Source organism: Anaerobacillus sp. QJM3NY_17, from assembly GCF_056173665.1.
In genome coordinates this window covers 2,698,637-2,712,378 of sequence record NZ_CM149685.1, presented here as the reverse complement: position 1 = coordinate 2,712,378, position 13,742 = coordinate 2,698,637, and the positions used below count along the sequence as shown (strand labels likewise).

At 39.6% G+C, this 13,742-nt stretch carries 11 protein-coding genes and 1 riboswitch; of the genes, 7 read left to right on the top strand and 4 right to left on the bottom strand.

Annotation, left to right across the window (positions count from 1 at the left end; translation table 11 throughout):
* Positions 1–8: 8 nt before the first annotated feature.
* Positions 9–803 carry a YqhG family protein gene (locus tag AC0VYV_RS14205; RefSeq protein ID WP_194222135.1) on the bottom strand — a complete coding sequence of 265 codons (795 nt, stop codon included), beginning with the start codon at positions 801–803 and terminating at the stop codon, positions 9–11.
* On the bottom strand, positions 781–2,451 hold the full coding sequence (locus AC0VYV_RS14200) for a DEAD/DEAH box helicase (protein ID WP_475367739.1): 1,671 nt from the start codon (positions 2,449–2,451) through the stop codon (positions 781–783). Before AC0VYV_RS14200 ends, AC0VYV_RS14205 begins: the two co-directional genes overlap by 23 nt.
* 209 nt (positions 2,452–2,660) lie before the next feature.
* Positions 2,661–2,749: riboswitch (glycine riboswitch) on the top strand.
* 172 nt (positions 2,750–2,921) lie between these two features.
* Between AC0VYV_RS14200 and gcvT the strand changes: the two genes are divergently transcribed.
* From gcvT to gcvPB, 3 genes are read left to right on the top strand one after another with little or no spacing between them, the layout of a single operon-like run.
* Entirely contained in the window at positions 2,922–4,022 is a 1,101-nt protein-coding gene (gene gcvT, locus AC0VYV_RS14195; protein WP_194222133.1) for a glycine cleavage system aminomethyltransferase GcvT, read from the top strand.
* Positions 4,023–4,048: 26 nt separating this feature from the next.
* Complete coding sequence (gene gcvPA, locus AC0VYV_RS14190) at positions 4,049–5,392, top strand: aminomethyl-transferring glycine dehydrogenase subunit GcvPA (RefSeq protein WP_475373935.1); 1,344 nt, start codon at positions 4,049–4,051, stop codon at positions 5,390–5,392.
* On the top strand, positions 5,389–6,846 hold the full coding sequence (gcvPB, locus tag AC0VYV_RS14185; protein ID WP_194222131.1) for an aminomethyl-transferring glycine dehydrogenase subunit GcvPB: 1,458 nt from the start codon (positions 5,389–5,391) through the stop codon (positions 6,844–6,846). The genes gcvPA and gcvPB overlap by 4 nt, the downstream gene beginning before the upstream one ends.
* Before the next feature lie 165 nt (positions 6,847–7,011).
* On the opposite strand, the gene AC0VYV_RS14180 is transcribed toward gcvPB, so the two are convergent.
* A complete protein-coding gene (locus AC0VYV_RS14180; RefSeq protein ID WP_194222130.1) occupies positions 7,012–7,383 on the bottom strand; it encodes a rhodanese-like domain-containing protein in 372 nt (123 codons plus the stop codon).
* Positions 7,384–7,681: 298 nt separating this feature from the next.
* Between AC0VYV_RS14180 and AC0VYV_RS14175 the strand changes: the two genes are divergently transcribed.
* From AC0VYV_RS14175 to AC0VYV_RS14160, 4 genes are all read left to right on the top strand, one after another.
* Positions 7,682–8,512: a lipoate--protein ligase family protein gene (locus AC0VYV_RS14175; RefSeq protein WP_475367737.1), complete on the top strand. Its 831-nt coding sequence runs from the start codon at positions 7,682–7,684 to the stop codon at positions 8,510–8,512.
* 404 nt (positions 8,513–8,916) lie between these two features.
* Entirely contained in the window at positions 8,917–11,481 is a 2,565-nt protein-coding gene (locus AC0VYV_RS14170) for a vitamin B12-dependent ribonucleotide reductase (protein ID WP_475365468.1), read from the top strand.
* Between the two features lie 297 nt (positions 11,482–11,778).
* Entirely contained in the window at positions 11,779–12,225 is a 447-nt protein-coding gene (gene mntR / locus AC0VYV_RS14165; RefSeq protein ID WP_194222127.1) for a transcriptional regulator MntR, read from the top strand.
* Between the two features lie 77 nt (positions 12,226–12,302).
* Complete coding sequence (locus AC0VYV_RS14160) at positions 12,303–13,208, top strand: patatin-like phospholipase family protein (protein WP_475365467.1); 906 nt, start codon at positions 12,303–12,305, stop codon at positions 13,206–13,208.
* Between the two features lie 136 nt (positions 13,209–13,344).
* Here the strand turns inward: AC0VYV_RS14160 and AC0VYV_RS14155 are convergent, their stop codons facing one another.
* Positions 13,345–13,734 carry an SA1362 family protein gene (locus AC0VYV_RS14155; protein WP_430244717.1) on the bottom strand — a complete coding sequence of 130 codons (390 nt, stop codon included), beginning with the start codon at positions 13,732–13,734 and terminating at the stop codon, positions 13,345–13,347.
* Positions 13,735–13,742: the final 8 nt, after the last annotated feature.

Sequence of the window (13,742 nt, the reverse complement as noted above, 5' to 3'; positions counted from 1 at the left end):
TTCTTCGTTTAGGAAGGATGTGACTCAATACCTGGTGCTAAATGAAAGATGCCCCCGTTAATTATTTCTGCCGTAATTGTTGGCTCATATTGTTTTCGAAGAGCATCTCTTTCAACTTGATAGCTCTGATCATTGGTTTTTCCGTTATAAAATTGATCAAGAAGGTTTAAATCAGTGGCCCATCTCATTTTTGCTTCTTCTGCCCATTCTAAATCCTCCTGTGAAATAAGCATTTCTACCACATCTTCAAGTCTCTTCAAGCCGCTTGAGGGTTTAATAATTGGCGTTATTGTAAAAGCATAATCTGGAATTTTAGGAGTGAGTTTCTTTGTTAGTAATAATTGGTGAAAGTCATCAACAACCGCTCCGCTTACAAGGTGTAGACCGAGGGAGAGGAGACGGTGTTTCTTTCGATCACACTGATAAGATATTTTAATATTAAGGCAGAGCCATGGATGAAGAGAATATTGTTGTTGATAATTTGTTTGCACATCCTCAAAAAGTCGGATAGAGGACGCAAGCTTTTTAGTAGATGAGAAAATTTGATGTAGTCTTGGTGCACCAAAGTGAACGAACTCCCCTTTTTCATCGCTTGATTGGTTTGTAATTAGGGTGAGTGTCATTGGTCGAGGAGTACCACCAGTCTTCTCAAGATAGTGCCAATAAAAAGGGCGGTTCATTAGTTCTTTATCAAGATCAATCGTTAATTGGACGTCAAGATAGCCGGATTTTTCTTCTCGAATCTGGCAGTCATTGGCTAGAAAATACGAGCGCAGATAATTATGAATATTTTCTTGTTGCATCTGTCTCCTCCTTCTGATAATTGATAAGCTCTTTAATATTCTCCATCTTAATTCGGATTTCTCCTTCGCTTTCAGAGTGTAGAAGTATATCAGAAATATGCTTTTCAATATCGCGCATACCAAGTCGTGTCAAAATCTCATCTAATTGTCCAATAACACTTTCAAATAGTTGAATTTTTTCATATAAGAGGGTAAGGATATGCTCTTCAACTGTATGCTTCGTAGCAAAATTATAAATGTGCACATCGCTTTCTTGCCCAAGCCGATGTATTCTACCGATGCGCTGCTCAATTCTCATTGGGTTCCAAGGTAGATCGTAGTTAATAACGTGCTGACAGAATTGAAGATTGATTCCTTCTCCCCCTGCTTCTGTTGCAATGAGGACTTTTGCGTGATTTTTGAAGAGTTCTCTCATCCAGTCTTTTTTCCCTCGTTTAAATCCACCCCTAAATGGGACAGAAGTAATTCCATGTTCTTTTAAAAACCACTGTAAATATAACTGAGTCGCTCGATATTCTGTGAAAATAATGACCTTACCTTCGATTGATTGAACCAATTCAAGGGCTTTTTCTGCTTTTGAATTCGTTGGCACTCCTTCAATTTTTTTAATTAACATTTGAATGAGAGTTTGAGAAGAGTCGTCAAGGTGTTCTTTATCAAGCATTTTTTTTAATGTCATATATGCTGCTTCGCGGCTTGAACAGATTTCTCTTAGTAAAGTGATGATCGAGAATTGACTTCTCGTAGCCATGGGCTGTTTCTTTAGCGCTTCGACTGAACGATAAAGCTCATCTTCTTCAGGTGAGAAAGTAATAGGTACTGTTTGAACAATACGTTCTGGCCAGTCCATTCCGGTATCTTCACGCCGGTTTCTGACCATCACTTTTTGAATGAGAGCGCGAAGTCTTTCTTCGTCTTCGACCTTTTTTTCTTTACCATTGTAGTCTTTTTCGAAATTTTCCAAGCTTCCTAGATGTCCTGGTTTTAATAAAGATACAAGGTTAAAAACTTCATCAAGACGATTTTGAACAGGGGTAGCCGTTAATAGCAGACAGAACTTTTTAGGTAAGTGCTGTACAAATTCATAATTTTTTGTACGACTATTCTTTAGACGATGTGCTTCATCGATAATAACCATGTCGTAGTTCTGCTCATAAACTATTGAGCGATGAGGCTCTCGTTTAGCTGTATCTATCGATGAAACCACAACGTCACATTGATCCCATACATAGCTTTTCCTCTGGACTACAGCTGGAATGTAGAATTTTTGATTTAATTCAATAGCCCATTGTGATACTAATGATGCCGGAACAAGGATCAGGACTTTTTTGACAAGACCCCGAATCATATATTCTTTAATAATCAAACCAGCTTCAATGGTTTTTCCTAGGCCAACTTCATCTGCTAGAATCGCTTTTCCGTTCATTTCCTCTACAACTCGCCGAGCTGCTTCAAGCTGGTAAGGATGTGGTGTTAAATGAGGGAGATGTGATGGCGCCTGTAAGCCTGCGAAAGTGGGGATGGTTGTATGATGCTCAGCTTCGATAGCCAGTTTAAAAAGGTCCCAGTTAGCCCAGGGGCCGTCTTCATCAATTTGTTTCAGAAAGTTGTTTGTCCACTCTTGATCAAATTTCAACTCTGTTCTCAAAATGAAAACCCTTTCTCGGTAAAGGTTATTTACGAATGATACATGATTAATGTATAATAATGTTCGTGTTTAATATATTAGTTAAAATACTTTCATTATTAAAAAGATTGTTGCCAATGCCACTATGGTAGTGGTAGGATTGAAATCGAAAGCACTATTAGTATGAATCAATCAGTAGAATCCAATACCTTAAAACTGAAAATAGGCGAATGAAAGCAAGAGGAGAGACTGCTATATGCAGCGCCGAAGGAGCAAACAAATTTGTGAATCTCTCAGGCAAAAAGACTCTTGCTAGACGCACCTCTGGAGAGAGCTTTTATAGCCGCCAAAGATGTAATTCTCGCGTAATGTGAGGAGAAACTTTCAGGTCAACGGGACAGAGAAACCGCGCTACTTAAAGCGGTTTTCTCTGTCCTTTTTTATGCTTCGGTATAAGCTTTTTAAGATGAATGATTTTAGGAGGGAATAAGATGAGTGAACTATTAAAAACACCATTATTTGAAACCTATAAAGCTATGGGCGCTAAAACAATTGATTTTGGAGGATGGGCTCTTCCGGTTCAGTTTTCAAGTATTAAAGAAGAGCATGAGGCCGTTAGAACGAGAGCAGGTTTATTCGATGTTTCTCATATGGGAGAAATTGATGTTAGTGGTGAACAGTCGCTTCATTACCTTCAAAAGATGATGACAAATGATATAAGCAAACTAAAGGTCAACGGTGCTCAATATACAGCAATGTGCTATGAAGATGGCGGAACTGTGGATGACCTTCTTGTGTATAAGCACTCAGAACACCATTATTTATTGGTAGTTAATGCTGCTAACACTGAGAAAGATTTTGACTGGCTTGAAAAACACCTTATCGAAGGAGTTTCTATTCAGAACATATCAAGTCAGATGGCCCAACTTGCTATTCAGGGTCCACAAGCAGAGATGATTCTCCAACGTCTAACGGAGGTGAATCTTTCAACTATCGGTTTCTTTAAATTTCAGAATGAAGTCGTGATTGAGGGCATTAATACGTTAGTGTCTAGAACCGGCTATACGGGTGAAGATGGTTTTGAACTGTATACTTCTTGGGAGGATGCCCCTTCACTGTGGAAGGCGATTCTTGCTGCGGGGGAGCCAGAAAATATTCTACCTTGTGGCCTTGGGGCTCGCGATACGCTTCGCTTTGAGGCAAAGCTAGCTCTTTATGGGCAGGAGTTAACGAAAGATATTTCTCCGCTAGAAGCGGGAATAGGTTTTGCTGTTAAAACTAGTAAAGAAGCTGATTTCATCGGAAAATCTGTTCTACTAAGTCAGCGTGAAAATGGTCTTGAGCGAAAGTTAGTTGGGATTGAAATGACTGGGCGCGGGATTCCGCGGACCCACTATCCTGTTTACAAAGGGGAACAATTGATTGGCGAAGTTACTACTGGGACACAATCTCCAACTTTGAAGAAAAATGTTGGTCTTGTATTAATAAAGAAAGAGTTTACAGAAATGGGTACTGAGCTAGATGTTGAAATTCGTAACAAACGTGTGGGAGCTAAAGTTGTTCCATCACCATTTTATAAACGACAGAAATAAAGGGAAATAGAGGAGGAGAAAAACATATGAAACATCGCTACTTGCCGACAACTGATCAAGATCGAAAGGAAATGCTTGAAACAATTGGAGTGGACTCAGTCCAAGCTCTTTTTGAAGATATTCCGGAGGCTATTCGTTTTAAGGGAGATCTTAAAGTAGAGAAACAGTTATTTGAACCTGAACTGATTCGATATATGTCAAAACTGGCTTCTAAGAATGCGAATACACAGGAGAATGTATCTTTTCTTGGTGCTGGTGTTTATGATCACGCTATTCCTTCTGTTGTAGATCATGTAATTCGTCGATCAGAGTTTTATACAGCTTATACTCCATATCAACCTGAAATTTCACAGGGGGAATTGCAGGCCATTTTTGAATTTCAGACAATGATAAGTGAACTTACTGGAATGGATGTTGCGAATTCCTCGATGTATGATGGTCCAACTGCTCTTGCCGAAGCTGGACTGCTCAGTGCTGGACAAACAAAAAAGAAAAAGATCATTGTTTCAAAGAGCGTACATCCTGAAGCCCGTGCTGTCATTGACACATATGCGCGTGGACAGCGTCTTTCAGTGGTTGAAGTAGATACGATGAATGGGTGTACAGATCTTAATAAATTGAAAAATGAAATCGACGAAGATACTGCATGTGTTATGGTTCAGTACCCGAACTTTTTTGGTCAGTTAGAGCCCTTACAAGAAATTGAAAAGCTTGTTCATGAGCAAAAAGCGATGTTTGTTGTTTCAAGTAACCCGCTTGCCCTTGGTCGTTTAACTCCTCCAGGAGAGATGGGGGCAGATATCGTTGTTGGAGATTGTCAACCGTTTGGAATTCCGGCACAATTTGGTGGACCGCATTGTGGTTATTTCGCAGTGACAAAAAAACTGATGCGAAAAGTACCAGGTCGTTTGATTGGGCAAACAACTGATGATAATGGACAGCGCGGTTTCGTTCTAACCTTACAAGCACGCGAGCAACATATTCGAAGGGATAAAGCGACTTCTAATATTTGTTCCAATCAGGCGTTGAATGCTCTTGCCTCTTCAGTTGCTATGAGTGCTCTTGGTAAAGAAGGCGTTCGACATATGGCAGAGCAAAATATGAAGAAAGCTTATTATGCAAATAGTCAGCTGAAACAGGCGGGAGTTGAAACCGTTTTTGATGGAGTGTACTTCAATGAATTCGTGATTAAATTAAACGGTTCGGTTAAAGATCTTAATCGAATGTTATTAGAAAAAGGGATTATTGGTGGATATGATCTTGGAAGAGATTATCCAGAACTGAAGGATCACATGCTTATAGCTGTTACAGAGAATCGGACGAAAGAAGAAATTGATGCATTCGTAAAAGAAGTGGGGGGAGCACAATGAGTAAAGATCAGGCATTAATATTTGAACTAAGTGAACCGGGGCGTATTTCTTATAGTCTACCTGAACTTGATGTTCCTGATATGGATTTAGATCAGTGGTTGCCAGAAGAGTTTAATCGTAAAACAGAACCAGAGTTACCAGAAGTGTCAGAATTACAATTGATGCGTCATTATACAGCCTTGTCTAAGCGTAACCATGGAGTGGATTCTGGATTCTATCCACTTGGGTCTTGTACGATGAAGTACAATCCAAAAATTAACGAAGATGTAGCAAGGTATCCTGGCTTTGCCTTCATACATCCGCTTCAAGAAGAGGAGGGCGTTCAAGGTGCGCTAGAAATGATGTACAATCTTCAGGAAAACCTCGTGGCTGTAACAGGTATGGATGAAGTAACGCTTCAACCTGCAGCAGGTGCTCACGGAGAGTGGACAGGATTAATGATGATCCGTGCTTATCATGAAGCGAACGGTGATTTCAATCGCACAAAGGTCATTGTTCCAGATTCAGCTCACGGTACAAACCCTGCTTCTGCAACAGTTGCTGGTTTTGAGGCAGTGACAGTGAAATCAAATGAAAAAGGTCTAGTTGATCTTGAAGATTTAAAACGTGTAGTAGATGAAGATACGGCTGCGCTGATGCTGACAAATCCAAATACACTTGGACTATTTGAAGAACAGATTACAGAGATGGCGTCAATTATTCATAACGCAGGTGGAAAGCTATATTACGATGGTGCAAATATGAATGCTATTATGGGGGCTGCTCGTCCTGGAGATATGGGTTTTGATGTTGTGCACTTAAATCTACACAAAACTTTCACTGGACCTCATGGTGGTGGTGGACCTGGATCTGGACCGGTTGGTGTTAAATCTGATTTAATTCCTTATCTTCCTAAGCCGGTACTCGTGAAGGAGAATAATGCCTATCGTTTCGAGTATGACCGTCCTCAGTCCATTGGTCGTGTAAAGCCTTACTATGGTAACTTCGGTATCAATGTTCGAGCATATACGTATATTCGTACTATGGGGCCAGAAGGCTTAAAGCAAGTATCGGAAAATGCGGTATTAAATGCTAACTATATGATGAGACGCTTACAAGATGCCTTTGTGTTACCTTATGAACAGCACTGCAAGCATGAATTCGTGATTTCAGGAAAAAAACAAAAGAAACTTGGTGTCAGAACGCTTGATATGGCAAAGCGACTGCTAGACTTTGGTTACCACCCGCCAACGATCTATTTCCCAATTAACGTTGAGGAATGTATGATGATTGAACCTACGGAGACAGAATCAAAAGAAACACTTGATGAGTTCTGTGATGTACTGCTTCAAATTGCAAAAGAAGCAGAGGAAAATCCGGAAATTGTTCAGGAAGCCCCACATACAACAGTTATTGGTCGCCTTGATGAAACCACGGCTGCCAGAAAGCCTGTTTTACGTTATCAAAAAGCCTAATGCTTATTGATAGGCCCTGTTAATTTATATTGTTCACTACTCGATTATGGCTCATTCAAATGAGAGATACGTTTAACATGGATAAATCAATGATGCAAAATCAACAAAGCCATTTTGAGTTGCTGAATAGCAATCAAAAAAAGCAGCTGCAAAGGCAGCTGCTTTTTATTTTTTCTTTACTTTGCCGCCCCATTTTTTGAAGCCGCCTTTTAATTGATAAAGATCTTTAATGCCATGTTTTCTAAGAATGCTTGCAGCACGAGCTACAATAATTCCGTTGTAGTCGTACATATAAACTGGCTGATCTTTGCGGATTTCTTTAATTCGCATTTTTAGCTGACTAACAGGGATGTTTCTTGCCCCTAGAATATGGCCATTATCAAATTCGTTTGGTTCACGAACATCAATCAGTTGGGCTTTACGATAGCCGGCACGGAATTCTTCCTCCGTTAACGTTTTCAAATTCCTCTTTTGCATGTATCGAGTAATGACAACATACACAATGATCGCGACGAGTATTGCGATAATCCATTCCATAAACTTTGTTACACCCTTTCAAGTAAAATCGACAACTTTAAGTTTACACGTCTTTTCGGCTTTCCGCAAAAGAAAAAAGGAATAACTATAAAAAGAATAGGTAGTATTCAGTAATTAAATCAAATTTGTTCTAAATTAGTTGGGATAGAGGAGATTCGCCTATACTCGAAAGATCGAAAAACCAATAATGTTCAAGACATAGCTAAAATAATTGAGAGTGTTCATTGGTCATCCATTTTCTCCTCTGCTAGAATAGGGAAGGTGTTAGAAAACTGACAGTGATAAAGGAGTTCCGAAAATGAAGCAATGGGCATTTATTGATTCGGGAGAACGTTCTCCAGCTTATAACATGGCACTTGATGAAGCATTATTGAAATGGCATAGTGATGGGACTATCCCCCCTGTTATTCGATTTTACGGGTGGAATCCCCCAACACTTTCAATTGGTTATTTCCAGCGTATCGAACGTGATATTAATATGGATGCTGTAGAAAAAAATGGTCTAGGGTTTGTGAGACGCCCTACTGGTGGAAGAGCTGTCCTTCATGATCAGGAAGTGACTTATAGCGTTATTGTCTCTGAAGATTATCCAGACATGCCCTCAACCGTAACAGAAGCGTACCGGGTTATTTCAGAAGGGTTATTGATTGGTTTCAGAAAACTTGGATTGAATGCTTATTTCGCTGTTCCTGAAACGGATGCAGAGAAAGAAGAGCTACGTGCACCAAGATCGGGTGTATGTTTTGACTCTCCATCCTATTATGAACTTGTTGTAGAAGGGCGAAAAGTCGCTGGGAGCGCTCAAACCCGTCAAAAAGGTGTCATTCTCCAGCATGGATCGATTCTTCTTGACATTGATGAGGACCAATTGTTTGATTGTTTCAAATTTAAAAATGAACGGATACGTGAGCGGATGCAGCGAGGTTTTAGAAAAAAGGCTGTAGCTATTAATGCACTCCGTGAAACTCCTGTATCGATATCAGAAGCGGTTAAAGCTTTTTATGATGGTTTTCAACAGGGGCTTGATATTGAATTGGTTCCATATCAACTAACGGATGAACAAGAGTCCTTTGTTGTTCAAATAGCAGAGGAGAAATACGCTAGCAAGGAATGGAATTTTAGCAAATAAGCACCTTCGTTGGGTGCTTTTTCCTATTGACTTAACAAGAACAAATGTTCTAATCTTAATCATGGTCTGTTAACTAATTAATTTTTGTCTCCTATGTTAAAAAGGCAGAGTGTGGAAAAATGTGCAATAGACAAAATTCCTCTTTTTTCTCTATTCTTCTAATCTAACCTTTATTTATCGAGGAAAACCTTTCATTTTCACTGGATTTGAAAGTTGACAAATCGCTAAAGTATTCGCTCTTTTACTATATGTAGTATTGATTGAAGAATTCTGAACACTATATATGGTTAAAAATGATTGTCTGGTTCGTGTACATGTGCTACTATTAATCAAGACGATTTATCATAGCTACATACATCTAGAGATGCTCTTAAGTGTATAAATGTCGAAACGGAGGGGTTTATATGACAATACAAACCAATGAAAAAAGAAGATCTATTAACATTGAGCAGTTGAATAAGGATATTGAAATGTTTGCGCAGGTTCATCCGATTACAGAGGATATGCATCTAACTCACAAAGGTGTTAGTCGTCTTGTGATGCTTGACCGCTATGCATTTAAAGATACAGAGAAAAAGACATTACAAAAAGGTGATTTTGTTGTCTTAACGATTAAAGAAGATCCAAAATTTCCAGCAAGAGGTCTTGGGTATATTGAAGAATTCGATCTTCAATCTAAGAAAGCAACTGTAGCTGTTCATGAGGATTACGTTGGCGTTTTAGACACAGAAGAAGAAAGAGAATCAGGTATTATTGTCCGTTCGTTGGATGTCATAGAAAAGCCCTTGGAAGTATATTATGAGCAAATTGCTCGTCGTAATGCACGTGGTCTTGCTGATGTAGAGAAAACAGATGGGGAAAAGACATATTGGGAAGATCGTTTCTATAAAGAACTTTCATCAATGAACTTTGTTCCTGCAGGACGTGTGCTTTACGGAGCTGGAGCTGATACGGAAGTGACGTACTTTAACTGTTACGTTATGCCGTTTCCACAGGATTCAAGAGAAGGTATTTCTGAACACCGTAAACAAGTAATGGAGATTATGAGTCGAGGTGGTGGAGTAGGAACGAACGGATCTACACTTCGTCCTAGAAACACGCTTGCTAGGGGTGTGAATGGTAAATCATCAGGTTCGGTTTCATGGCTGGATGATATTGCAAAGCTGACGCATCTAGTGGAGCAAGGTGGCTCAAGACGTGGGGCCCAAATGATTATGCTCGCTGACTGGCATCCTGATATTATTGAATTTATCATTTCAAAAATGCAGAATCCACGCATTCTTCGTTTCCTTATGGAGAATACAAAGGATGAACAAATTAAGAAACTTGCAGAAGATAAGTTGAAATTCACACCGCTCTCAGAGTCGGAAAGATCTATGTACCAAAGTATCTTAAACTACCGTAGTATTCCCGGAACAGGTGGCTTTGAAGAAAAAGTGATGCAGGATGCGCAGGATAAGCTTGCAACGGGTGGAACGTATTCTGTCCACAATCCTGACTTCTTGACTGGTGCAAACATCTCGATTTGTTTAACTAAAGACTTTATGGACGCGGTTGAAAATGATTCTGAATATGAACTTCGATTCCCGGATGTAGAGAACTATACGAAAGAACAAATGGCACTTTATAATGAGAACTGGCATGAATCAGGGGATGTACGTGACTGGGAGAAGCAAGGCTTTCCAGTAAGAACTTATCGTAAGGTTCAGGCAAAAGAGCTGTGGGATTTAATTAATATTTGTGCTACTTACTCTGCAGAGCCAGGTATCTTCTTTATTGATAATGCAAATGAAAAAACAAACGCAACTTCTTACGGTCAAAAAGTTGTCGCTACTAACCCATGTGGTGAGCAACCATTAGCACCTTACTCTGTATGTAACCTAGCAGCAGTGAACCTTGCTGAGATGGCTAATAAGGAGACAAAGACTGTTGATTTCGATAAGCTGAGAGAAACGGTTGAAGTTGGCGTACGCATGCAAGATAACGTTATTGATGCCACACCTTACTTCTTAGAAGAGAATGAGAAGCAAGCTCTTGGCGAACGTCGAGTAGGACTAGGAGTAATGGGGCTACATGACCTTCTTATATACTGTGAAACAATATATGGATCAGAAGAAGGGAATAATTTAACAGATCAGATTTTTGAAACAATTGCTACAACAGCTTATCGTGCTTCTGTGGATCTTGCTAAAGAAAAGGGAAGCTTCCCTTTCCTTGAGGGTGAAACAGTTGCGGAAACAAATAGATTACGTGAAGCATTTGTTAACACAGGTTATATGCAACAAATGCCAAATGACCTACGCGACAGCATTATGGACTATGGTATACGTAATTCACATCTTCTAACAGTTGCGCCTACTGGTAGCACTGGCACGATGGTAGGGGTTTCTACCGGTCTTGAGCCTTACTTCTCTTTCTCTTATTACCGTAGTGGACGACTTGGTAAATTTATCGAAGTAAAAGCAGATATTCTTGCAGAGTACTTTGAAAGAAACCCAGAAGCTGATACAGAAAACCTTCCGGAATGGTTCGTTTCAGCAATGGAGCTCGCACCAGAAGATCATGCTGACACTCAGTGCGTTATTCAACGCTGGGTTGATAGCTCGATTTCAAAAACTGTTAATGCTCCAAAAGGGTATTCAGTGAAACAAGTGGAAGCAGTTTATGAGCGTCTATATAATGGAGGAGCCAAAGGCGGTACCGTTTATGTAGATGGTAGCCGTGATTCTCAGGTTCTAACTCTTAAAGCAGAAGAAAATTCATTTGAACAGCTTGAGTTTGAAGATGGCATGCAAGAAAAGAAGCAAGTAGTACTAGTTGACACGATTACAGATCTACGCTCTACAGACGTTACAATCGGGTCTGAAGTAGGTAATACGTGCCCTGTTTGTCGAAAGGGTCAGGTAAAGGAAATGGGTGGTTGCAATACTTGTGATAATTGTGGTGCACAGCTGAAGTGCGGACTTTAATAGCTAACTGATGTAAGGGAAGGATAGACGGAAACGTTTATCCTTCATCTTTTTGTGCGTAGATTAGGGACATTTTTCGCAAGTGCTGTTGGGGTGTTCAAGTGACTTTGTATTTTATCCACTAATTTACAAAACCGATTAAATGAAATATGATATAATATCTGCTCTACATAAGAGTATTAGAACTGAGTTAATGCAGTTAATAGAAGCTTATGGAACCTTTCCTTGTATCCGCCCATACTATGGTGTATGCTTTTATTAACTGGCTTAAATGGAATAAAAGATGGAGGGAATCCAATGGCCACTACTCCCAGTATGGAAGATTATATTGAACGTATTTATGCACTTATAGACGGAAAAGGGTATGCTCGCGTATCAGATATCGCGGAAGCATTAGAGGTACATCCCTCCTCGGTAACCAAAATGATTCAAAAATTAGATAAAGGTAAATATGTCGTATACGAAAAATATCGCGGCTTTATGCTTACTCCTAAAGGGAAAAAGCTAGGAAAGCGACTCGTTGATCGCCATGCTTTGCTTGAACAATTTCTAGGTGTTATCGGGGTTAACGAAGAGAATATATATGAAGATGTTGAGGGTATTGAACATCATCTAAGCTGGGACGCTATCGATCGCATTGGTGATCTTGTCCAGTACTTTGAAGAGACAAATGTACGAGTGGATGAACTTAGAGAAGTGCAACGTAAAAATGAAGAAGCACACGAGGAACAATCCGAAGTTTAATCGGGTTGTTTCTTTTTTTTGTACTAAATTCCCCCGTTAAAGCTTAGGCTTTAATAAGGTGGGAAGGAGGTTTGAGAGTGTACATTGATGGCGTCTTTTCAGGTGGCGGAGTTAAAGGGATAGCGCTAGTGGGAGCACTTCAAGCCGTTGAGAAAAAAGGCCTCGAATTTAAACGTACAGCGGGCACGAGTGCTGGAGCTATAATTGCATCTTTAATTATTTCAGGTTATAAGGGAAATGAGTTAGAAAAGATCTTGCTCGATACGGATCTAACGACACTACTCGAAAAAAACTCGGGTTATACATTCCCGTTGATACGGTGGTTGATGTTGTATTGGAATCTTGGACTCTATTCTGGAAAGGACCTAGAATTATGGGTTGGGGATTTATTAAAAAACAAAGGCATTGAAACATTCGGTGATTTACCCGAGGGATCACTGAAGATTATTGTATCCGATATATCGAAAGGTAGGCTTGTCGTTATACCTGATGACTTAGCACAGTACGGCTTCGTACCAGAGCGGTTCTCTGTCGCGAAAGCTGTTAGGATGAGTGCGAGTTTACCATTTTTCTTTAAACCTCAACCGCTCTACTCCATTGATGGTAAAAAGCACTATATGGTAGATGGCGGAATTTTAAGTAACTTCCCTTTATGGATATTCCAACCTCCTGAAAATAAAAAACCACAAAGACCGGTATTAGGCTTTCAATTGAGTGCAAACTTTAACCACGTTCCTGAAAATAAAATTACAAATGCTGTTGATATGTATCAGGCATTATTTGAAACAATGAAGCAGGCTCATGATGCTCGATATATTGAAGAACAAAAAGCCAAGAACATTGTGTTTATACCTGTGGATCATGATCTGACGACAGCTTTTAAACTAGAGAGACAAAGTCAAAAGAAACTAATCTTGTTAGGAGAAGAGCGAACTTCTCAATTTCTCAATACGTGGAGAAAATTGCCTGACAATATTACATGAAAAGGTGGCTGATTTCATCAGCCACCTTTTCATATTTATGTTAGTTTAGTTACTTCCAAATAGAAGGAGTTTTCCATTCAGGACAATGACTTTTTATTAAGTCGCCCAATCTTATCGGTAAAACAAGTGAACCATGTTAAAAGAGAGCTCTGTTTTTCTTTTTTCCTTTACGTCCTTCGATTACGGTAAAAGGATTTTGTTTTCGATCCTCCTGTAAAGAGCGCTTTCTAGGAGAAAGACGTTTAGATGGAATGACACGAAGGTGAGGTGCATTTCTTCTTGGTGTAGCTTTTTTCTTTTTCATTTTGGTTGATTGTTTAACGGCCTTTTGATAAGAAGTTGATTGTTGACCCATTCTTCTAGCCATTAACTTTCTGACAACGAAGATCATGATTGCAGCAATCGCAGCAGTGATTAGAAGTTGCATGAAAAGTCCTTGAGGGTCTGTGACCATTTTCCAAACAAAACCAATAGCTGCTAGGCCAATTAATAAATAAATTAGAGGTTGAACAACACGGCGCGACAAATGATTCA